26 protein-coding genes and 1 tRNA gene are annotated in these 21671 nt (G+C 60.6%); 25 read left to right on the plus strand and 2 right to left on the minus strand.

Features of this window, described 5'->3' with window-relative positions; all coding sequences use genetic code 11:
- Positions 1-939 (minus strand): AAA family ATPase, encoded by a 939-nt coding sequence (locus ACIQ1A_RS06630; protein WP_395770274.1) that lies wholly within the window; start codon positions 937-939, stop codon positions 1-3.
- Between the two features lie 209 nt (positions 940-1148).
- On the opposite strand from ACIQ1A_RS06630, the gene ACIQ1A_RS06635 reads away from it, so the two are divergent.
- The 21 genes from ACIQ1A_RS06635 to ACIQ1A_RS06735 all read left to right on the plus strand — a co-directional run bounded on the left by ACIQ1A_RS06635 (position 1149) and on the right by ACIQ1A_RS06735 (position 18966).
- Positions 1149-1661, plus strand: a complete 513-nt coding sequence (locus ACIQ1A_RS06635; RefSeq protein ID WP_395770275.1) for a YceD family protein — start codon at positions 1149-1151, stop codon at positions 1659-1661.
- Positions 1662-1688: 27 nt separating this feature from the next.
- The gene (gene rpmF / locus ACIQ1A_RS06640) at positions 1689-1886 is read left to right on the plus strand and encodes a 50S ribosomal protein L32 (RefSeq protein ID WP_297798976.1); all 198 of its coding nucleotides are present in this window, start codon (positions 1689-1691) and stop codon (positions 1884-1886) included.
- Positions 1887-1973: 87 nt separating this feature from the next.
- Positions 1974-2948, plus strand: a complete 975-nt coding sequence (locus ACIQ1A_RS06645; protein WP_395770276.1) for a beta-ketoacyl-ACP synthase III — start codon at positions 1974-1976, stop codon at positions 2946-2948.
- A 73-nt stretch (positions 2949-3021) separates the two neighbouring features.
- Positions 3022-3966 (plus strand): ACP S-malonyltransferase, encoded by a 945-nt coding sequence (gene fabD, locus ACIQ1A_RS06650; protein ID WP_395770277.1) that lies wholly within the window; start codon positions 3022-3024, stop codon positions 3964-3966.
- A gap of 9 nt (positions 3967-3975) precedes the next feature.
- Positions 3976-4719, plus strand: coding sequence for a 3-oxoacyl-ACP reductase FabG (fabG, locus tag ACIQ1A_RS06655; protein ID WP_395770278.1), 744 nt, complete (start codon positions 3976-3978; stop codon positions 4717-4719).
- Between the two features lie 117 nt (positions 4720-4836).
- Complete coding sequence (gene acpP / locus ACIQ1A_RS06660; protein WP_395770279.1) at positions 4837-5076, plus strand: acyl carrier protein; 240 nt, start codon at positions 4837-4839, stop codon at positions 5074-5076.
- A 61-nt stretch (positions 5077-5137) separates the two neighbouring features.
- Positions 5138-5815, plus strand: coding sequence for a hypothetical protein (locus ACIQ1A_RS06665; RefSeq protein WP_395770280.1), 678 nt, complete (start codon positions 5138-5140; stop codon positions 5813-5815).
- Between the two features lie 46 nt (positions 5816-5861).
- Complete coding sequence (gene fabF / locus ACIQ1A_RS06670) at positions 5862-7097, plus strand: beta-ketoacyl-ACP synthase II (RefSeq protein ID WP_395770281.1); 1236 nt, start codon at positions 5862-5864, stop codon at positions 7095-7097.
- 8 nt (positions 7098-7105) lie between these two features.
- Entirely contained in the window at positions 7106-8458 is a 1353-nt protein-coding gene (locus ACIQ1A_RS06675; RefSeq protein WP_395770282.1) for an aminodeoxychorismate synthase component I, read from the plus strand.
- The gene (gene pabC / locus ACIQ1A_RS06680) at positions 8455-9261 is read left to right on the plus strand and encodes an aminodeoxychorismate lyase (protein WP_395770283.1); all 807 of its coding nucleotides are present in this window, start codon (positions 8455-8457) and stop codon (positions 9259-9261) included. The genes ACIQ1A_RS06675 and pabC overlap by 4 nt, the downstream gene beginning before the upstream one ends.
- A 3-nt stretch (positions 9262-9264) precedes the next feature.
- Positions 9265-10278 carry an endolytic transglycosylase MltG gene (mltG, locus tag ACIQ1A_RS06685; RefSeq protein WP_395770284.1) on the plus strand — a complete coding sequence of 338 codons (1014 nt, stop codon included), beginning with the start codon at positions 9265-9267 and terminating at the stop codon, positions 10276-10278.
- Position 10279: 1 nt separating this feature from the next.
- Entirely contained in the window at positions 10280-10909 is a 630-nt protein-coding gene (tmk, locus tag ACIQ1A_RS06690; RefSeq protein ID WP_395770285.1) for a dTMP kinase, read from the plus strand.
- Positions 10906-11877, plus strand: a complete 972-nt coding sequence (gene holB, locus ACIQ1A_RS06695; RefSeq protein ID WP_395770286.1) for a DNA polymerase III subunit delta' — start codon at positions 10906-10908, stop codon at positions 11875-11877. Before tmk ends, holB begins: the two co-directional genes overlap by 4 nt.
- A gap of 9 nt (positions 11878-11886) precedes the next feature.
- Positions 11887-12240 (plus strand): PilZ domain-containing protein, encoded by a 354-nt coding sequence (locus tag ACIQ1A_RS06700; protein WP_395770287.1) that lies wholly within the window; start codon positions 11887-11889, stop codon positions 12238-12240.
- Between the two features lie 28 nt (positions 12241-12268).
- On the plus strand, positions 12269-13039 hold the full coding sequence (gene truA / locus ACIQ1A_RS06705; RefSeq protein WP_395770288.1) for a tRNA pseudouridine(38-40) synthase TruA: 771 nt from the start codon (positions 12269-12271) through the stop codon (positions 13037-13039).
- Positions 13036-13659 (plus strand): phosphoribosylanthranilate isomerase, encoded by a 624-nt coding sequence (locus tag ACIQ1A_RS06710; RefSeq protein ID WP_395770289.1) that lies wholly within the window; start codon positions 13036-13038, stop codon positions 13657-13659. Before truA ends, ACIQ1A_RS06710 begins: the two co-directional genes overlap by 4 nt.
- Positions 13660-13668: 9 nt before the next feature.
- On the plus strand, positions 13669-14892 hold the full coding sequence (trpB, locus tag ACIQ1A_RS06715; protein ID WP_395770290.1) for a tryptophan synthase subunit beta: 1224 nt from the start codon (positions 13669-13671) through the stop codon (positions 14890-14892).
- Entirely contained in the window at positions 14889-15692 is an 804-nt protein-coding gene (trpA, locus tag ACIQ1A_RS06720; protein ID WP_395770291.1) for a tryptophan synthase subunit alpha, read from the plus strand. Before trpB ends, trpA begins: the two co-directional genes overlap by 4 nt.
- A gap of 48 nt (positions 15693-15740) precedes the next feature.
- Positions 15741-16616 (plus strand): acetyl-CoA carboxylase, carboxyltransferase subunit beta, encoded by an 876-nt coding sequence (gene accD, locus ACIQ1A_RS06725; protein ID WP_395770292.1) that lies wholly within the window; start codon positions 15741-15743, stop codon positions 16614-16616.
- Positions 16617-16621: 5 nt separating this feature from the next.
- Positions 16622-17965, plus strand: a complete 1344-nt coding sequence (gene glmM, locus ACIQ1A_RS06730; protein ID WP_395770293.1) for a phosphoglucosamine mutase — start codon at positions 16622-16624, stop codon at positions 17963-17965.
- A gap of 65 nt (positions 17966-18030) precedes the next feature.
- Complete coding sequence (locus ACIQ1A_RS06735) at positions 18031-18966, plus strand: isopenicillin N synthase family dioxygenase (RefSeq protein WP_395770294.1); 936 nt, start codon at positions 18031-18033, stop codon at positions 18964-18966.
- A 49-nt stretch (positions 18967-19015) separates the two neighbouring features.
- Here the strand turns inward: ACIQ1A_RS06735 and ACIQ1A_RS06740 are convergent, their stop codons facing one another.
- Positions 19016-19813 carry an SDR family NAD(P)-dependent oxidoreductase gene (locus ACIQ1A_RS06740; RefSeq protein ID WP_395770295.1) on the minus strand — a complete coding sequence of 266 codons (798 nt, stop codon included), beginning with the start codon at positions 19811-19813 and terminating at the stop codon, positions 19016-19018.
- 67 nt (positions 19814-19880) lie between these two features.
- Here ACIQ1A_RS06740 and tpiA point away from each other — a divergent pair, with 67 nt between their 5' ends.
- The 4 genes from tpiA to ndhC form a co-directional block, all read left to right on the plus strand.
- Complete coding sequence (gene tpiA, locus ACIQ1A_RS06745; protein ID WP_395770296.1) at positions 19881-20636, plus strand: triose-phosphate isomerase; 756 nt, start codon at positions 19881-19883, stop codon at positions 20634-20636.
- Positions 20637-20646: 10 nt separating this feature from the next.
- Positions 20647-21057, plus strand: coding sequence for a preprotein translocase subunit SecG (gene secG, locus ACIQ1A_RS06750; RefSeq protein ID WP_395770297.1), 411 nt, complete (start codon positions 20647-20649; stop codon positions 21055-21057).
- Between the two features lie 34 nt (positions 21058-21091).
- A tRNA-Leu gene (locus ACIQ1A_RS06755) sits at positions 21092-21176 on the plus strand.
- 189 nt (positions 21177-21365) lie between these two features.
- On the plus strand, positions 21366-21671 hold a 306-nt coding region (gene ndhC / locus ACIQ1A_RS06760; protein ID WP_395770298.1), incomplete at its 3' end, for an NADH-quinone oxidoreductase subunit A.

Raw genomic sequence — 21671 nt, forward strand, 5'->3', positions numbered from 1 at the left:
TCAGTCGACGGCAACGCTGGTAAGCAGCGCTTCGGCCAATTCCCGGTTGTTTCCTTCCACGACTGGATGGATGCGGTGAGCGGCTGCTTCGATGAAAACGGCCTGAATGTCGTTGGCGCTCACGAAATCGCGTCCTTCGATGTAGGCGTGGGCTTTGCCAGCGGACAGCAGAGACATGCCGGCGCGCGGAGACAGTCCTACCCGGATGCCGGGAAACTGCCGTGATTGTGCAATCAGCCGTTGCAGGTAATCAATCAGCGCTTCCGAGCAATGCAATGCCTGAACCTCCGTGCGCAGCTGCCGCAGTGACGCCGGATCGGGAAATTCGGACTGAATCGCGTTGCTGCCTGCAACGCCATGTTTGAGCAAGGCGCGCTCCTGCTCCGCCGGAATGTAGCCCATACGGATCCGCAGGGTGAATCGGTCGAGCTGTGAGTCCGGGAGCGGGAATGTGCCGGACAGATCGGTCGGGTTCTGTGTGGCGATGACCAGAAACGGATCGGGCAACGGGTAGGTGCTGCCATCGACACTGACCTGGTGTTCGGCCATGGCTTCCAGCAGCGCACTTTGTGTCCGCGGCGGTGCCCGGTTGATTTCATCAGCCAGCAGAATGGCGGTAAATACTGCACCGGGATGAAATTCGAATCGGCGTTTTTCGGGATCGAATACCGAAACCCCGAGGATGTCGGAGGGCAGGAGGTCCGCGGTGAACTGGATGCGTTTGAAGGCCAAGCCAAGTGCTGCGGCCAAGGTCCGGGCCAAGGTGGTTTTCCCGAGACCGGGAAGGTCTTCGATCAGCAGATGACCGCCGGCCAGAAAAGCGATGAATGCGGATTTGACCGCATGCGGATTACCCAGAATCTGACGATTACAGGTGGCCATGGCCACCTGGAGTTCAGCGCGGATTGGGTTTGCGGGGCCTTCGGCGGGCACGGACATCGGCGATTCCGGTCAAATAAGCCATTCTAAACCGCCCCTGTGCAAAACAGGTCAATATTCAGATGTTATAATAAATTCATAGAGATAGATGCTCGGCTTGGCGTCTCGGACGCCTTTACGCGGTAGCAGCTCTCCCTTTGGGGTCCAGTGAAATCCCGGATGGCCCTTGATTTGACTCAGGTCGATGAATCCATTAGAATTTAGCACTTATGTCTGTCACCTTGCCCCCGCAACTCGATGTTTGGCGCATGGTGGCCAACCAGCGTCGCTTCGAAGGAAGCCTGCCATTGGCGCATATGCCGCGCCTGGCCGGTGTTCTCGCAGATGCCGAAGGGGACTGCAGCTACGTGGTCGAGTTCTACCGCGATCCGTTGAAGTTGGATGTCATGCACATTCAATTGAATACGGTGTTTCATCTGATTTGCCAGCGCACACTCGAGCGCTTCGCACTTCCGGTGGCAATCGACCAGCGTCTCGGACTGATCAGCGATGAGGCGCAGGAAGCCTCGCTGCCTGAAGACATGGAGGCGGTATTGATTGAAGGGCATGGCGAAGTTTCGCCGGCTCAACTGATTGAAGACGAGCTTCTGCTCGCGGTGCCATTGGTGCCGGTCAATCCGGACGCTTCAGACCTGGATCCGAAATGGAGCGGGGACGAAGCGGTCGAGGAAGAAAAAAGCAGTCCATTCGCGGCCCTGAAAGCCTTGAAGGACAACACGTAATATCAGCATTTCGTTTGGAGTCTTACCATGGCCGTTCAAAAATCCCGTCGTACCCCGTCCACCCGCGGCATGCGTCGTTCGCACGATGCGCTGTCCGCCAAGCAGCTTGCCACCGATCCGACCACCGGTGAAACCCATCTGCGTCACCACGTGACCAAAGACGGTTTCTACCGCGGCCGTAAAGTGGTCGACGTCAAGTCGGCTGTCGAAGAAACCGAAGAATAAGGCTTGCCCGGCTGTCGGGTATGCTCTAAGGTATTTAAGGCGAGCTTCGGCTCGCCTTAAGCTTTTCTGAAACAGGACAACGATTCCATGGCCACATTTTCGCGCATCGCCGGTACCGGCAGCTATCTGCCCGAGCGGATCCTCACCAACGCCGATCTGGAAAAGATCGTCGACACCTGTGATGAGTGGATTGTCAGCCGCAGCGGCATCCGCGAGCGTCATGTCGCGGCCGAGGGTGAAACCACCAGTGACCTGGCCTACCACGCTTCTCTGAAGGCACTCGAAGCCGCCGGTCTGCGGGCCGATGAAATCGAGTTGATCATCGTCGGCACCACCACGCCGGATCTCGTGTTTCCGTCCACCGCCTGCCTGCTCCAGGACAAACTCGGCATCGGCGGCTGCGGGGCGTTCGATGTCAATGCCGCCTGCTCCGGCTTCATCTTCGCGCTGAGCGTGGCCGATCAGTTCATCCGTGCCGGCACCGTCAAGAACGCCCTTGTGGTCGGTTCGGAAACCCTGACGCGCTTGGTGGACTGGAACGACCGCGCAACCTGCGTGCTGTTCGGCGATGGCGCGGGCGCCGTGGTGTTGAAAGCCGACACTGAAGCCGGCATTCTGTCGACCCACCTGCATTCGGATGGTGGCAAGAAAGAACTGCTGATTTGTCCGGTCGGTCCCTCCAAAGGTTTCGACATCGGCGCGCCCAATGCTGGCGTGAAAATCCACATGGCGGGCAGTGAAGTCTTCAAACATGCGGTCAAGGCGCTCGACTCCGTGGTCGACGAAACCCTGAACGCCAATGGCCTGAGCAAGGCCGATTTGGATTGGCTGATTCCGCACCAGGCCAATCTGCGCATCATCGAGGCCACCGCCAAGCGTCTCGATATGTCGATGGACCAGGTCATCGTGACCGTCGACAAGACCGGAAATACGTCAGCCGCCTCGGTGCCGCTGGCGCTGGATGAAGCGGTGCGCTCCGGAAAAATCCAGCGCGGCCAGTTAATGCTTCTGGAAGCCTTCGGCGGCGGCTTCACCTGGGGCTCGGCACTGATCCGCTACTGATCCGACCGGACTTGTGAGTACGGTCGAATAACTGGTTTAATGGCGGCCAATCATCCACGGAGCGGCTGAACCCATGATTTCGCAACTGGCATTCATTTTTCCTGGTCAGGGTTCGCAGTCGCCCGGCATGCTGGCCGAGTTGGCTACCGTGCATCCTGTCATTCTCGAAACCTTCGCCGAGGCTTCCGAGGGCGCTGGTGTCGATCTCTGGCAGATCAGTCAGGACAATCCCGAAGACCGACTGAACCAGACCGAATTCACCCAACCCGCACTGCTTGCCGCAAACATCGCGCTCTGGCGACTTTGGCAGATGCAGGGGCTGCCACAGCCGGCAATTCTTTCCGGCCATAGTCTGGGCGAATACGCGGCGCTGGTCGCCTCCGGCGCACTGTCCCTGAAAGACGGCGCACATCTGGTGCACCTGCGTGGCCAATTCATGCAGGCCGCCGTGCCGACCGGTACCGGGGCCATGGCGGCCGTACTTGGTGCCGAGGATGCCCAGGTTGAACAGATCTGCAGCGAAGCCAGCACAGCCGATTCCGTGGTGGTGCCGGCCAACTACAATTCCCCCGGACAAATCGTCATCGGCGGTCATGCCGATGCGGTGGACCGTGCCATTGCCGCACTGCAGACGGCGGGTATCCGTAAAACCGTCAAGCTCGCGGTCAGCGTGCCCTCGCATACTCCGCTGATGCACGAGGCCGCGTTGCAACTGCAGAACGCCATCGCTGCGGTCATCTGGCAGATGCCGGACCGTCCGGTCATTCACAACGTCGATGCCGCACCGAAAACCGACATTGCCGCGATTCAACGCGCCCTCGTCGAGCAGCTTTACCTGCCGGTGCTATGGACCCGATGCACGCAGGTCTTGGTAACGGCCGGCGTCCGCCACACGGTGGAATGCGGTCCCGGAAAGGTGTTGTCTGGACTGATCAAACGCATCGACAAATCGGTTTCGACCTATAATCTGGCCAGCGCCGCCGAGTGGCAGGCTACGGCATCACAGACTTTCGAATAAGGACACGCAATGACCCATGATCTCAGCGGTGAAGTGGTTCTGGTCACCGGCGCCAGCCGGGGCATCGGTGCGGCGATTGCCGACCTGCTTGCCGCGCGCGGTGCCAAAGTGGTTGGCACGGCCACGACTGAAGCCGGAGCACAGGCCATCACGGCCCGTATGACTGCCCTTGGCGGTCTCGGTAAAGTGCTCGATGTCACCGACAGCGCCGCGGTCGAGACCGTCATCGAGGACATTGGCAAGAGCATCGGCCCGATCAGCGTATTGGTCAACAATGCCGGCATTACCCGTGATCAGATTCTGATGCGCATGAAGGACGAGGATTGGAACATCATTCTCGACACGAATCTGAGTTCGGTCTACCGCACCAGTAAGGCGGTCATGCGCGGCATGATGAAAGCGCGCAAGGGCCGCATCATCAACATCGCTTCGGTCATTGGTTTGACCGGCAACGCCGGCCAGGCCAACTATGCCGCCGCCAAGGCCGGAATCATTGCTTTTTCGAAGTCCCTGGCCAAGGAAATCGGCTCCCGTGGCATTACCGTCAACGTGGTGGCGCCGGGATTCATTCAGACCGACATGACCGACACGCTGCCAGAAGAAGCCAAACAGGCCTTAATGGGGCAGATTGCCTTGGGCAGGCTGGGTAACCCGTCTGATATCGCCGAGGCGGTGGCATTTCTGGCAGGTCCGGCGGCAGCCTATATCACCGGCGAAACCCTGAATGTGAATGGCGGTATGTACATGCCATGACCATTCCGGTCAAAGTTTGATAAAATACTCTAAATCCTGTCCGGCGTGGTTTGGGCCAAGCGCCGGCGGCATGATTCCACAGCCCAAAATCGTTACTCCTCGGGAGGAGACAGTTTCATGAGCACTATTGAAGAACGCGTTAAGAAAATTGTGGTTGAGCAGCTGGGCGTGAAGGAAGATGAAGCCACCGCCAACGCCTCGTTCGTGGATGATCTTGGCGCCGACTCGCTCGATACCGTCGAACTGGTGATGGCACTCGAAGAAGAGTTCGAATGCGAAATTCCGGACGAGGAAGCTGAAAAAATCACCTCGATCCAGCAAGCCATCGATTACATCAAAGCCCACGTCAAGGCTTAATTGCCGGGATAGGGACTGCCACAGGGCCGCTTGATGCGGCCCTGTTTGCTTCCAGTCGATTGTGCCTATTTGCCGGCTCATTGTTTTAACTCTGCTCAGCGGGCTCTGGTTATGGGCAGGCTCGGTTTATTCACCCTGGGCTGAAGATCTCGATCCACGGCTTTGGCTTTACGATTTCCTGTTCTATTCCGGATACATTCTGCTGTTCTGGGTATTGCTGGAGACGGGGCTGTGGTTGCGGCGCTATCGGGACGGCATGGCCTCTTTACGCGCACAGTTTACCGGGGCCTTTTTGCTCGTGGTTTCGGGGTTTGTTGTTAACTTGCCCGGTTGGATTGCGGACACCGAGATCGGCTGGCGCTGGCACGTTCGCATGAGCATCGAGGCTTTAGCGCCGTATGCGGTTCCCGCGCATGCCGATGTAAGGCACCGGGTCGGCATGCTTCTGGTCGATACCCAGCGCGAACCCTGTCCCGGCCAATCTTGGCTCTGGTTGGGACGGCCGTTCGGCGGTGGTACCGGCATCAATCTGGCCTTGGTGCACGGCAGCAGGAATACGGTTCCGAAATCACCGCAAACAGAGGCTTTCCGCTTTCTCCACATGCATGAAAACTGGTGGCTGGCATACCAGAATCCGGATTCGTATTCTGTCGAAACGGACGGTACAATAGTCTGCGTTGAAGGCCGGAGCGTGGCATCCCACGCGCAGGGGCTTCGTTTTATCGATTCACTTCATTGAGGGCGGCACGGCCGCCCCGAGCTGTCAAAATTCCGGAGTCTCGCTTATGAAACGTCGTGTTGTAGTTACTGGTATGGGCATCCTGTCGCCGCTGGGCAACGATCTGGCCAGCAACTGGGATGCCGTCATGAATGGCCGTTCCGGCATTGGCAACATCACCCATTTCGATGCCAGCGCCATGGCGACCCACATCGCCGGTGAGGTCAAGGATTTCGATCCGAAAGCCTGGTTTCCACCCAAAGACGTCAAGAAGATGGACATCTTCATCCATTACGGTCTGGCCGCATCGTTCATGGCCATGCAGGATGCCGGTCTGGAAATCACCGAGGCCAATGCCGAGCGTGCCGGCGTGCTGGTCGGGTCCGGCATCGGCGGCATCCGCGGCATCGAAGAGACCGCGGTCGATCTGTACCTGGGCGGCCCGCGCAAGGTCTCGCCGTTTTACGTGCCGAGCACCATCATCAATATGATCTCCGGCCAGTTGTGCATCATGAAAGGCTTCAAGGGTCCTAACTTCTCGGCGGTTTCGGCCTGTGCGTCCTCCAACCATTCCATCGGCATGGCCATGCGCATGATCCAGTACGGCGATGCCGACATCATGGTGGCCGGTGGCGCCGAACATGGCTGTACACCGACCGCTGTTGCCGGCTTCTGCGCCATGAAGGCGCTGTCGACCCGCAATGACGAACCCGCACGCGCCAGCCGTCCGTGGGACCGCGACCGCGACGGTTTCGTGCTTGGCGACGGCGCCGGCATTCTGGTGCTGGAGGAATACGAACACGCCAAAGCCCGCGGTGCCCGCATCTATTGCGAACTGGCCGGCTTCGGCGCCAGTTCCGATGCCTATCACATGACCGCCCCGAGCGATACCGGCGATGGCCCGTCGCGTTGCATGGTGATGGCGATGAAAGATGCCGGTGTCAATGCCGACCAGATCGATTACCTCAATGCACACGGTACCTCCACGCCCTTGGGCGATCTGGCCGAAACCAATGCCATGAAACTGGCGCTGGGCGATCACGCCTATAAAACCCTGGTCAGCTCGACCAAGTCGATGACCGGCCATCTGCTCGGCGCTGCCGGCGGCGTTGAGGCCGTGCTGTCGATTCTTGCCATGCAGCATGGCATCGTGCCACCGACCATCAATCTGGAGAACGCCGGCGAGGGTTGCGATCTGGATTACGTACCGAATGTACCGCGCGAGAAAAAACTCGACGTGGTGATGTCGAACGGATTCGGTTTCGGGGGCACCAACGGCACTTTGGTGTTCTGCAAGCTCTGAGGGCCTTCATGGCCCCTGTCCTCAAGAATCTGTCCGTCGTCGTTGATCCGGCGGCGTTGCAGCGCCTCGATAGGGTGCGTTATCCGCTGCTGCTGCAAAGCGTCGCTGGCGGAAATGCATTGTCCCGCTGGGACATCCTGTTCATCGGCAATGGCGAAGGTCTTTATAGCCGCGATGGCAAGACCTGTGGGCTTGATGGGGTAATGCATGACGGCCATTTTCTTAAGGCCTTTGATGCGGCATTTCAGAACCAGTCCCATGCCGTTGAGGAAGATGACTTGCCCTTTCACGGCGGTTGGGCGCTGTATCTGGGATATGAAGTCGCCGGTCAGATTGAAACCTCCCTGGACTTACCGGCATTCGCCGGCCCCTTGCCGGATGCACTGGCGCTACGCTGCCCGGCGGCCATTCTTTTCGATCGCATTGAAAACCGCTGTCTGGCGGTTGCTGAACCAGGTCATGCCCACTTGCTGACCGCAATCGAGAACGATATTGCCTTAGCGGCGGCCTTGCCGCCGGTGCAAGACTGGCCAACGGTCGGCGAATGCCATGAAGATAATCCAGACCGTTTCACTTCCGGTGTCGCACGCATACTGGACTACCTGAAAGCCGGTGACGTTTTTCAGGTGAATCTGTCACGCGCGTGGAATGGCCGTTTTCCGGGTGCCAATGCCGATGCTCTGTACGCGCGTTTATGCAGGATGAATCCGGCGCCATTCGCCGGCTTGCTGCGGGTTGCCGATTGGGCGCTCCTTAGCTCTTCGCCGGAGCGTCTGGTCAGCGTCAAGGCCGGCCGCGTGCAGACACGCCCGATTGCCGGAACGCGCCCGCGCATGCCCGGCGATGACGAGGCCGCAAAGATCCGTGAGTTGATCGGCCACCCCAAAGAGCGCGCCGAACATGTGATGCTGATTGATCTGGAGCGCAACGATCTGTCGCGCGTGTGTGAACCGGGCTCGGTGAAGGTCGACGAGTTGATGAGCGTTGAAACCTATGCGCATGTGCACCATATCGTTTCCAATGTCACCGGTACGCTCAGGACGGGCACTACGCCCGGATCGGTCATTGCCGCGGTGTTTCCTGGCGGCACCATCACCGGCTGCCCGAAGGTGCGCTGCATGGAAATCATCGCGGAGTTGGAGCAAAGCGGGCGCGGTCCCTACACCGGCGCGCTCGGTTATGTCGATGGCAATGGCGACATGGATCTGAACATTCTGATCCGCAGCCTGTGGCTGCAGGGCGATGTGCTGCAGCTGCGGGCCGGCGGCGGCATCGTCGCCGATTCCAATCCCGACAATGAACTGCTGGAAACCCGGGCCAAGGCCAAGGGTCTGCTGCGGGCGATTGGAGCCGTGGAATGAGTACCGTGATTTTCCAGGGTAATGACCGCGTTCAAGTGCTGTCTCCGCAGGATCGTGGCTTGATCTATGGTGACGGTCTATTCGAAACCTTGCGCGCCAGCCGTGGTGATTTGCCTTGGTGGCGCGCGCATTGGCGGCGTTTGCAGCAGGGGGCCGAGCGCCTCGGTCTGGCATTGCCCGATGAAGGCATGATTCATGCCGCCGCGAAGGAATTACTCGATGCCCGATCACAGGTGCTGAAGATCATCCTGACCCGCGGCGAATCGGGGCGGGGCTATCTGCCGGTCACAGGGCCGGCCACGTGCATTCTCAGCACGCACCCTTTGCCGCCACCGATTGCCGAACCCTTGCGCCTGCATTGGTGCACGACTCCGATTGCGCAGCAGCCGGTGTTGGCCGGCATGAAGCATCTTAACCGTCTTGAAAATGTCCTGGCCCGTCGCGAATGTGCCGACACCGGCCATGACGAAGGGCTGATGCGCGATCGCGAAGGCCATGTGGTCTGCGCTACTGCCGCCAATGTGTTTGTTTATGCCGGCGGGCAGTGGCATACGCCTGAACTCTCGCAATGTGGCATTGCCGGCATTGCCCGGGAACATCTGCTGTCCATGCTGGAGCATGTCCACATTGGTCCGCTTACGCGTGCCGGGATGGAAGCCGCCGATGCAGTTTTTCTGTGCAATGCCGTTCGCGGTATCATGGAGGTCCGCCGTATCGGATCCGTTCCGATCAACGGCCACGCGGACTTGGACGCGCTGCAACAGCGCTTTCTGGACGCCCATCCGTTTTTTGCTGACGAGTAAGGCATGGCCAAGAAAAACCGCTGGCGCAAATACTTTTTTCTCACCGGGATGCTGGCAATCGCGCTCAGTGTGTTCGGATATTTGCGCTTGCGTGATTTCGGACAGACTCCTTTGCCGCTTCCGGCAACAGCGATGGTAACGGTCGCCAAAGGCGATGGCTTGAACCGCGTACTGCCGAAGCTGCGTGCTTCCGGAATGAGCCAGGGTTGGGATTGGCAATGGAAGGTGCTGGCCCTGCAGATGGACATGGCCGGCCGAATCCATGTCGGTGATTATGAATTCAAGAATGGCATCACGCCCGCCGGTGTGCTGGCCATGCTGGCGAGTGGCGATACCGTCCGGGTGAAATACACCTTGGTGGAAGGACGCAGTTTCCGGCAAATGCGCGCCGAGCTGGCGGCTTTGTCCGAACTGGATGATGATCTTGCCGGAAAGTCCGATGCGGACATCATGACGCTTTTGGGGCGTAAGGGCGTGCATCCCGAAGGCCGTTTCCTGCCCGATACCTACTTCGTACCGAAATCCGGAAAACGCAGTGATCTGCTGCGGCAGGCTGCCGAGGCCATGGACGTCGCGTTGGCCGCGAGCTGGAACGGACGCGATTCCGGTCTGCCGCTGAAGACTCCGGATGAAATGCTTACGCTGGCTTCGATTATCGAAAAGGAAACCGGCAAAGCCGAGGAACGCCCTCAGATTTCCGGAGTGTTCGTGCGCCGCTTGCAGAAAGGCATGCGTCTGGAAACCGACCCGACCGTCATCTACGGCATCGGTGACGCGTATGATGGCAATATCCGCAAAAAAGACCTGCAGACCGTGACCCCTTACAACACCTACCGTATGCATGGCTTGCCGCCGACACCGATCGCGATGCCCGGGCGCGCTGCGCTGGAGGCGGCAGCACATCCGGCGCCGGGCGAGTCCTTGTTCTTCGTGGCCACCGGCGACGGCGGTCATGTATTCTCCGCCACTTACGAGCAGCACCGCAAAGCGGTGAAAACCTATCAGTTGAAGCCCTGACATGCCCCAGAATTCCGGAAAACTCATCAGCATCGAAGGCGGCGAAGGCGCCGGTAAAACGACGGTGTTCAACGCCATCCGCCAGTTCCTCAGTGATGCCGGCATCACGGTCATCGGTACCCGTGAACCGGGTGGCACGGAAGTCGGCGAGCGTATCCGCCAGGTGCTGTTATCGCCCGATCACCGCATCGTGCCGGAAGCGGAGCTGCTGCTGATGTTCGCCTCGCGCGCGCAATTGGTGCAGAAGCTAGTCCGTCCGGCGTTGGCAGAAGGACAATATGTGCTGACCGATCGTTTCACCGATGCCAGCTTCGCCTATCAGGGTGGGGGCCGCGGCTTGCCGATGGCACAGATCGAGGCCCTCGAACGGGACTTCGTCGGCATCCGTCCCGATTTGACCTTGCTGCTCGATCTGGGCGTGGAGCAGGGCATGGCACGCGCACAAGCCCGCGGGCAGGCTTTGGACCGCATCGAGCAGGAGCGTACCGATTTTTTTCAGCGTGTGCGCGAAACCTATCGGCAGCGGGCCGAGCAGGAGCCGGAGCGTATCGTTATCATCGATGCCTCGCAGCCACAGGATGATGTCGTGCGGCAGGTCCTCGCGGCGGTCGGCCGTTGGATGGCGGCATGACCCTCAGTGCCTGGCAGCAGCCATTGCATGCCCGCACGGTGGCAGCTTTCCGGTCTCACCGTCTCGGGCACGCGCAACTGTTGCAGGGCGAGGCCCATCTCGGAAAATTGGAGCTGGCGCGGGCTTTGGCCAAGCGTCTGCTCTGCCAGCAGGTCGGCGATGCCGAGGCGGCGTGCTCGGGTTGCACGGCCTGCCAGCGTTTCGAGCAGGGCAGCCATGGTGATTTCCGGCAGATCGGCATCGAGCTCAATGAAAAAACCGGAAAGCTGAAAACCGCCATCGGCGTCGACCAGATCCGTGACATGTCCGAATGGCTGGCCTTGACCGCGCAACTGGCCGGTCCGCGCGTGGTCATCATCGAAACCGCGCACCGGTTGAATGCGCAGGCGGCGAATGCGCTGCTGAAGACCCTGGAAGAACCCATGCCCGGACGCTACCTGATTCTGGTCACCGACCAGCCCAAGGCGCTGCCGGCCACGGTACGCAGCCGCTGCCAGCGCATCGAAATGGCATGCCCGGACACCGCCACGGCACTGGCATGGTTGAAACAGAATCGCCTCGCGGATGCCGATGCCAAGGCTTTGCTCGCCATGGCCGGCGGCAATCCGGGACTGGCACTGGAATGGGCCGGCAACGGCGGCTCTGCCCTGTATCAGGAGGTTCGCGCTGATCTTGCGGCCTGCGTAAAAAACCAGACCGGTCCGGCCGCCATCGCCCGCAAATGGTTGGCTGATGAACGTGCCGATCTGCGTCTGCTGTTCGCGGCACAGATTGCTTACGGTCTGGCCCGGACCTGGGCGGCACAGGCGGCCGAGGGCGCAAAGTCCCCGCAGGCCGTCGAGCGCCTGAAGGAATGGATTGATGGCATCAACCGTTTGCGGTTAAGCTTAAGTCAGCCCCTGCGTCACGATCTCGGCCTGGCCGGACGGATGCTGGAATGGCGGCAACTGCTGCAGGATTTCCGATAGGACACGACCATGGCCACACCGACTGCCAAGCAAGGATTGCTTTCGCTCCAGATCAAGGACCGGAAGGAGCTGTATAGCGCCTATATGCCCTATGTGAAAGGCGGCGCCATTTTCGTGCCGACGCCCAAGCGCTACCATCTGGGTGATGAGGTGTTCCTGATGGTCACCTTCATGGAAGACAAGGCGCGTTTGCCTGTGGTCGGCAAGGTGGTCTGGGTTTCGCCGATGGGTCAAATGGGCGGCCGTCGCCCCGGCGTCGGCGTTCAGCTCAGCGATGCCGCCGAGAACCACGAGATCCGCCATAAAATCGAGGCCACTCTGGCCGGCATGATGGATTCCGATTCGCCGACCCATACCATGTGAGCGCGCGGCGCCCGCGATAGGACGATGTATGCGTTACGCGATGGCCCTAGAGTACGACGGCAGCCCGTTCATGGGTTGGCAGAAACACGATACCGGTGACACCATTCAGGCTGCGGTCGAAAAGGCCGTGTCCTTCGTTGCCGATGCCCCGGTCGAAGTGATCTGCTCCGGGCGCACCGATGCCCGCGTGTCGGCCCGTTGCCAGCTGGTGCATTTCGATTCCGACGCCCCGCGCGATGCCCGTGCCTGGGTGCTCGGCACCAACACCCGGCTTCCCGACAGCATCCGCGCGCTCTGGTTGCAGCCAGTGCCGGATGATTTCCACGCCCGTTACAGCGCCCGCGCGCGCCGCTACCGTTACAGCCTGCTGATCCGTGCGGTCAAGCCGGCCATCAACCGCCAGTTCCTGAGCTGGAGCCGGGAAGAACTTGATGCCGCGCGCATGCATGAAGCGGCGCAGAAAATTCTCGGTGAACAGGATTTCAGCGCGTTCCGTACCGTGCAGTGCCAGGCCAAGCACCCGAATCGCAATCTGCACCGGCTCGATGTCAGTCGCGAGGGCGATACGATTTATTTCGACGTGCAGGCTAACGCCTTCCTGCACCACATGGTGCGCAATCTGGTCGGCAGCCTGCTGCTGATCGGCAAGGGCGAACAGCCGGTGGAATGGATGAAAACCCTGCTCGACGGCCGCGACCGCACGGTGGCCGGGCCGACCGCGCCGGCCGAAGGCCTGATGTTTCTCGGCGCGCTGTATCCGCCGGAGTGGGGCCTGCCCGAAGCGGTCACGCTGAAATGAGCGTGCGCATCAAATTCTGTGGTTTCACCCGCGCCGAGGACGCCGCGCTAGCCGCCGCGCTCGGTGTGCACGCCATCGGCGTGGTGCATGTGCCGGGCAGCAAGCGTCATGTGCCGCTGGAAGCGATGCCGGCGATTCGCGCGGCGGTGCCAGCCCATATCGAACTGGTCGCGTTATTTGTAAACCCGTATGCCGACACCGTGCAAGCGGTCATCCAAGCCCTGCAGCCGAGTCTGCTGCAATTCCATGGCGATGAAACCGATCCGTTCTGTGCGCAGTTCGGGATGCCGTTCATCAAAGCGATGGCGATGGGCGAGGGCGCTGGCGATATCACCCAGCGGCAGAAAGATTACCCGAGCGCACAGGCGTTAGTGCTCGATGGCCACGCACCCGGCGAGCTGGGTGGGCAGGGCGAACGCTTCGCATGGACCAACTTGCCTGTGCTGGATAAACCGATTTACTTGGCTGGCGGTCTGCATGCCGGGAATGTCGCCGAAGCCATTGCCACCGTGAAGCCTTATGCTGTGGATGTGTCGAGCGGGATTGAATCGGCGCCGGGCGTCAAAGATGCCATGAAAATGCGGGATTTCATCCGCGCTGCACATGCGGATGAACCATAATAAAAGCCTATGAATACCCTGCCCAACACCCCCCTCGATTATTCCCAGTACCCCGATGCCGAAGGCCATTTCGGCGTTTACGGTGGCCGTTTCGTGTCCGAAACCCTGATGGCGCCGCTGGCCGAGCTGGAACAGGCCTATGAAGCGGCCCAGGCCGATCCGGCCTTCAAGACCGAGCTGGCCTTCGATTACGCCCATTATGTGGGCCGGCCGAGTCCGATTTACGAAGCCAAACGGCTGAGCGAGCATGTCGGTGGCGCGCGCATCCTGCTCAAGCGCGAAGATTTGAACCATACCGGCGCGCACAAGATCAACAACACCATCGGCCAGGCCATGCTGGCCAAGCGCATGGGCAAGACCCGGGTCATCGCCGAAACCGGTGCCGGACAGCACGGCGTGGCCTCCGCCACCGTGGCCGCGCGTCTGGGCCTGAAGTGCGTGGTGTACATGGGCGCGGTGGACATCGAGCGCCAGGCCATCAACGTGTTCCGCATGAAATTGTTGGGCGCCGAAGTGGTGCCGGTCACCTCCGGTTCGAAAACCTTGAAAGATGCGCTGAACGAAGCCATGCGCGATTGGGTGTCCAACATCCAGGACACCTTCTACATCATCGGCACCGCCGCCGGCCCCAGTCCGTATCCGCGCATGGTTCGCGATTTCAACGCGGTGGTCGGTACCGAGTCACGGGCCCAGATGTTGGCGCAGTATGGGCGTTTGCCGGATGCAGTGATCGCCTGCGTTGGCGGCGGATCCAATGCCATCGGCATGTTCCACCCCTTCCTCAACGATGCCGAAGTGAATCTGATCGGCGCCGAAGCGGCGGGTGAGGGCTTGGCCACCGGCAAGCATGCGGCTTCGCTGGCCGCCGGCGTGCCGGGCGTGCTGCACGGCAACCGCACCTACGTGATCTGCGATGATGACGGCCAGATCACCGAAACCCATTCCATTTCCGCCGGTCTGGATTACCCCGGCGTCGGCCCCGAGCATGCATTCCTGAAAGACACCGGCCGCGCGCAGTATGTCGGAATCACCGATACCGAGTGCATGGAAGCCTTCCACCTGCTGGCGCGTACCGAGGGCATTCTGGCCGCGCTGGAATCGGCGCATGCGGTGGCGCAGGCGATGAAAACTGCCGCCACGCTGCCGAAAGAGGCCATCGTACTGGTCAATCTGTCCGGCCGCGGCGACAAAGACATCTACACCATCGCGCAACGCGAAGGCATCAGCCTGTGAGCCGGCTCGCGAGCCGACTTTCGGCCCTGGCCACTGCCAAGCGCAAGGCCTTGGTGCCATTCATCACCGCCGGCGATCCGGGCCGGGACGCCACCGTGCCGGTTTTGCACGCACTGGTGGAAGCCGGCGCCGATCTGATCGAGCTCGGCGTGCCGTTTTCCGATCCGATGGCCGATGGCGTGGTTATCCAGAAAAGTTCGGAGCGCGCATTGGCCCGCGGCGTGAATGCGCCGGCGATTTTTGCCATGGTTGCCGAATTCCGCCAGCGCGATGCCGATACGCCGATTGTGCTGATGGGTTATTTGAATCCAATCGAGCGTCGCGGCTGGGCCTGGTATGCCGAGCATGCCGCGGCGGCAGGCGCCGATGCGCTGCTGATCGTGGATCTGCCGCCAGAAGAATCGGATGCCGCCCGCGCTCTGCTCAACAGGCATGGTCTGCAGTTGATTACCCTGCTGGCACCGACCACCGACGGTCCGCGGCTGGCGGATGCCTGCACACAGGCGCAAGGTTATCTGTATTACGTGTCGATGGCCGGGGTGACCGGCAAAGATCTGGCACAGTCAGGTGACTTGACCCAGCGGGTGGGTGCTATCCGCGCCGCCGCCGCAGTGCCGGTTTATGTCGGTTTCGGTATCAAAGATGCCACTACCGCCAAAGCCTGCGCCGAATACGCCGATGGTGTCATCGTCGGCAGTGCGCTGGTGGCTTCACTGGCTGAATGCACGACGCCGCAGCAGGCGGCCGATGCCGCCGGGCGTTTCCTGGCACCCCTGCGACAGGCACTTGATGCGGCCTGAACGGCCGGTTTGCAGTAAACTGTCGCTTGGCCTCTACGGAAACATGCCATGAGTTGGTTGACCAAGCTGATGCCCGCCCGCATCCGGACCCAAGGGACCGGCAAGCGTGGCGTGCCGGAAGGATTGTGGGAAAAATGCGATAGCTGCGGTGCCGCGCTTTACGCCGCCGAGCTGGACGAGCACCTGCATGTCTGTCCGAAATGCGATCACCACATGCCGATCGGTGCCCGCGAGCGCCTGGTGGCCTTCCTTGATGAGGGCGAAGTGTTCGAAATCGGTGATGAACTCGGCCCTATCGATGCCCTGCATTTCAAGGACCAGAAAAAATACGCAGACCGCATCAAGTCCTCGCAGAAAGCGGTGGGCGAGAAGGATGCACTCATTTCCATCCACGGCAAACTCAAGGGCCGCGACATCTGCGTGAGCGCCTTCGAATTCCGCTTCATGGGCGGCTCGATGGGTTCGGTGGTGGGTGAGCGATTCGCTCTGGCCGCCGAACGTGCCATTGAATACCGTTGCCCGCTGGTCTGTTTTTCCGCTACCGGCGGCGCCCGCATGCAGGAAGGCCTGTTTTCGCTGATGCAGATGGCCAAGACTTCGGCCGCCATCGCCAAGATGCGTTCGGCCGGATTGCCTTTCATTTCCGTGCTGACCCATCCGACCACCGGTGGTGTATCCGCCTCGCTCGGCATGTTGGGTGATCTGAATGTGGCCGAACCCAAAGCGCTGATCGGTTTCGCCGGGCCACGCGTGATTGAGCAGACCGTACGCGAGACTTTGCCCGAAGGCTTCCAGCGCTCGGAGTTTCTGGTCGAGCATGGCGCCGTTGATCTGATCATCGACCGCCGCCAGATGCGCGACCGCCTGGCCGATCTGCTGGCCCTGATGATGAGTCAGCCCAAGCACGCCACGGACGCGGCCTGACCGGCATGGGCGCGCGCCGCTACTTCGGTACCGACGGTATCCGTGGCAAGGTCGGTGAAGGCCATATCTCGCCGGATTTTATGCTGAAACTCGGCTGGGCCGCCGGCACGGTGCTGGCGCGTGCATCGGCCGGCAAGCCACTGGTCGTCATCGGCAAAGACACCCGTATTTCCGGATACATGTTCGAATCCGCACTGGAAGCCGGTCTGGTCGCTGCCGGTGTCGATGTGCGCTTGCTTGGGCCGGTACCGACTCCGGCGGTGGCGCATCTGACCACATCGCTGCGTGCCGACGCCGGCATCGTGATTTCGGCCTCGCACAATCCGCATTACGACAATGGCATCAAGTTTTTTTCCGCCAGCGGCGAGAAACTCAGCGATGCCATGGAGCTCGCCATCGAGGCGCAGCTTGACGAAACACTGACGACGGTCGCTTCGGAAAAACTCGGCAAGGCCAAGCGCATCGTGGATGCCCATAGCCGCTATGCCGAATTCTGCAAAAGTACGGTGCCGGCGAATTTTTCGCTGCGCGGCCTGAAGATCGCATTGGATTGCGCGCACGGCGCCACCTACGCCTTGGCGCCGGAAGTCTTTTCCGAGCTCGGCGCCGAGGTGGTCAGCATCGGTGTGCAGCCCAATGGCCTGAACATCAACGACGGCGTCGGTTCGACGCACCCCGATGCGCTGCAGACCTTCGTGCGCGAAAGCGGCGCCGATCTGGGTATCGCCTTCGACGGCGATGGCGACCGCGTTCAGATGGTGGATGCCGACGGCACCCTGCATGACGGTGATGCCCTGATTTACGTGCTGGCCAATCACTGGCAGGCCTGCGGCCGGTTGCGCGGACCGGTGGTCGGCACGCTGATGACCAATGTTGCGATGGAGCTGCATTGCCGCGAAAAAGGCATCCTGTTCGTACGCACCAAAGTCGGTGACCGCTTCGTGCATCAGGCGCTGACCGAGCAGGGCGGTGTTCTCGGCGGTGAAGCCTCCGGCCACCTGCTGGTACTTGACCGCACCTCCACCGGCGATGCGCTGGTGGCGGCGCTGCAGGTTCTTGAAGCCCTGATAGCCGGAAGCACCACCCTGAAAGCGGCGCTGTCCGGATATACCCCGTTCCCGCAGAAAACCGTGAATGTCCGTCTGCAGCCCGGCGCCAAACCGCTGGAGCACGCGGCCGTGCAGGCCGCCCGTGCCGAAGCCGAAAGCAGCCTCGAGGGCAAGGGCCGTCTTGTGTTGCGCGCCTCGGGCACCGAGCCGGTGGTGCGTGTCACGGTTGAGGCCCGTGATGCCGCGCTGATGCAATCCGTGCTCGATGCCTTGTCCGCCGTCGTGAAATCCGCGGTTTGACCCCAATCAAGGCCGATTCAGCGATACCGGCTTATACTTTCTGAAATTCCAGTGGAACACGAACCATGAGCCAGATTCCGACCCTCGATATCCGCCGTTTTGACACCGACCGAGAGGCTTTCGTTGCCGATCTGGGCGCTGCCTATCGCGAGTGGGGCTTCTGCGGCATCCGGGGCCATGGCGTGACCGATGAGCTGATCCAAGGGGCTTATAACGCTTCGCGGGATTTCTTCGCCCTGCCGGATGCGGTCAAGATGCAGTATCACCAGCCCGGTACCGGTGGTGCCCGCGGTTACACGCCGTTCGGCATCGAAACCGCGAAGGATTCGCAGTATCCGGATTTGAAAGAATTCTGGCATGTCGGCCGCGAGATCGCCCGCGATTCGCAATACGCCGACATCATGGCCGAAAACCTGTGGCCCACGGAAGTGCCGCAGTTCAAGCAATACCTGTATCGCTTATACAGCGCACTCGATACGCTCGGTTCGAAGGTGTTGTCGGCGCTTGCGTTGCATATCAATCTGCCGGAAAACTATTTTGCCGATAAGACCCACTACGGCAACTCCATTCTGCGTCCGATTCACTATCCCGAAATCACCAATCCGGATGTGCCGAACGTGCGTTCCGGCGCGCATGAAGACATCAACTTCATCACCCTGTTGGTCGGTGCCAGTGCGGCCGGCCTGCAGGTGCTGTCGCGCAAGGGCGAGTGGATTGATTTCACCGCCGATGCCGACACCATCGTGGTCAACATCGGCGACATGCTGCAGCGCCTGTCCAACCATGTGTATCCGTCGACCACGCACAGGGTGATAAACCCGATGGGCGAGAACGCGCGCAAGCCGCGCTATTCCATTCCATTCTTCCTGCACCCGAATCCGGATTTCCTGATCCAGACATTGCCGCAGTGCATCTCGGCGGAAAACCCGGACCGCTACCCCGAGCCGATCACCGGCCATGAGTACCTGATGGAACGCCTGCGCGAAATCAAACTGGTGTAACGAAAAACCCGGCGAGAGCCGGGTTTTTTAGTGCTTTAGTCTTGCGCGGTTACTCCGCATTCCGGAACTGCTTGGCTTTACCCCCTACCAACGCATTACTGAGGAAGTCCGGCAGATAGCGCGTCATCCAGGCGATGACCTTGTTGGCGAAACCGCTGATGACACGCCGCTTCCCGGCTTCCACGGCATCGATGCCGATTACCGCCACCTCTTCGCTGCTGAGCCACAAGAACTTCGGCAGTTTCGAGACATTGGCGCGCATGCCGTTGACGTCGTGGAATTCGGTGTAGGTGAAGCCGGGGCAGAGCGCGGTCACGTGCACGCCGCGGGATTCGCTTTCCATGGCCAAGCATTCCGAAAAACGAATCAACCAGGACTTGCTGGCGCCGTACAGTGTATGCCCGGCCGAGGCCGGAACCAGCCCGGCCAGCGAGGCCACATTCAGGATGCGGCCATGCTTCTGGGCTTCCATGGCCGGCAGGAACAAATAGGTCAGTTCAGCCACGGCGGTCATCAACACCTGCAGGAAATCACGGTGGCTGGCCCAGGTCTCCGACAGATACCGGCCCGGCACGCCATAGCCGGCATTGTTGACCAGGGTGTCGACGTTGAGACCGGCAGTCTGGATGGCGTCGAACATTTCCTGCGGGGCTTTCGGATCGGCCAGGTCGGCGGCCAACACCACGACCGGTACCTTTTGGCCCAGTTCGGCGGCGAGTGCGTCCAGACGATCCTTGCGGCGGGCGGTCAGAATCAGGGGTTTGCCGCGGCGGGCGTATTCACGGGCAATGGCTTCGCCGATGCCGCTGGAGGCGCCGGTAATCAGGGCGTACTGGTCGGTTTTCATGGTCGGACTTCATTCAGGTTAAAATGGCCTCCTCATTGTGCATCAAGCCGTCGGGCAGGGGAGCGACATGCGGAAAAAAATCGTAGCGGGGAACTGGAAGCTCAACGGCAGCCGAGCCTTCGGCGAAGCCCTGCTGAATACGCTGGCGCCGTCCCTGAATCCGGCCGTGGATACCCTCATCATCCCGCCGCTGCCGATCCTTGACCACCTGATCGGCCGTTATACCGGCACAGGGTTTGTTTTTGGTGCCCAGGATGTCGGCGTGCATGTACAGGGCGCATTTACCGGCGATATCGCTGCCGAAATGCTGGCCGATATCGGCTGCCGCTACGTGCTGGTCGGGCATTCCGAGCGCCGCCAATACCAGCAGGAATCCAACGAGCTGGTCGCCGAAAAGTTCCTGGCGGCCAAGCGCGCCGGCCTGATTCCGGTGCTGTGCGTGGGCGAAAGCCTGCACCAGCGCGAAGCCGGACATACCGAATGGGTCATCGAAAAACAACTTAAGCCGGTGTTTGAGCAAGGCGGCGCCGAGGCCTTCGCCGGTGCAATCATCGCCTATGAGCCGGTCTGGGCCATCGGTACCGGAAAAACCGCCAGCAAGGAGCAGGCACAGGAAGTACACGCATTTATCCGTGGCGAAGTGGCTGCTTTTGATGCTAAAATAGCCAGCTTATTGCCGATCCTTTACGGTGGCAGTGTGAAGGCCTCCAACGCCGCCGAGCTGTTTAATCAGCCGGATGTCGACGGAGGATTGGTGGGCGGGGCTTCCTTGGTCGCCCAGGAATTCAGTGCCATCGTGGCTGCCGCTGCGGGCATAAATTAACGGTTTAACTATGATTGATACCATTTTGACGGTTGTTTACATTCTGGTCGCTGTGGCCATGGTAGTGCTGATTCTGCTGCAGCGCGGTGCAGGTGCCCAGGCCGGGTCCGGCTTCGGTGCCGGGGCATCCGGTACCGTGTTCGGTGCCCGCGGTTCCGCCAACTTCCTGACCAAGTCGACCAAGTGGCTGGCATTCCTGTTCTTCGTCGTGGCTTTGTTCATGGCCTGGAAAGCGGTCAACCTCAACAAGCCGGAGGTCGAAGCGGCCGATATCGGCGTGATGAGCAGCTTGCCGGCGGTTCCGGAATCCGGATCGGCCCCAGCAGCCACCGTGCCGGCTCCTGCTGCGGCTCCCGCAGTTCCGGCCACGACGGATGCACCTGTGGCGGCTCCAGCAGCCCCGCAACCCGAGAAGAAGTAAGCGCCCAAACGGCGTAATGCTAAAATAGTTTCAAGCCCAGGTGGCGGAATTGGTAGACGCACTACCTTGAGGTGGTAGCGCTTTAGGGCGTAGGGGTTCGAGTCCCCTCTTGGGCACCATTAAGAAACGCTTGCTTCGGCAGGCGTTTTTTGTTGCCCGCGAATCGGACTTTGCGTTTGATTCGTGAGGAAAAATCCACCGTATTCATTGCATTGGATGTGCCCGAAGCGTTATCATAGTGCGCCTGTCCCCGAACATGCAGCATGCGGGAAAACAGGGATGTTCACCCTTCAAACAAGGAGACACATGTGCTGAATGCGTATGTGCCCATAGCATTGTTTCTTGCGGTCGCGGCCGGTGTCGGCATCGCCCTGATGGTCCTCGGACGCCTGCTCGGTCCGCAGCGCCCTAACGCCGAAAAGCTCTCGCCTTACGAGTGCGGCTTCGTCGCCTTCGAAGACGCGCATATCCAGTTCGATGTGCGCTATTACCTCATCGCCATCATGTTCATCGTTTTCGATCTCGAAATCGCCTTTGTGTTTCCGTGGGCGGTGGTATTCCGTGATCTCGGTTTCTTGGGGCTGGTCGAGATGGGCATATTCCTCGGTCTTCTG

Origin of the sequence: Arenimonas sp. (assembly GCF_044353605.1) — a bacterium.
In the GTDB taxonomy this organism is placed as follows: domain Bacteria; phylum Pseudomonadota; class Gammaproteobacteria; order Xanthomonadales; family Xanthomonadaceae; genus Arenimonas.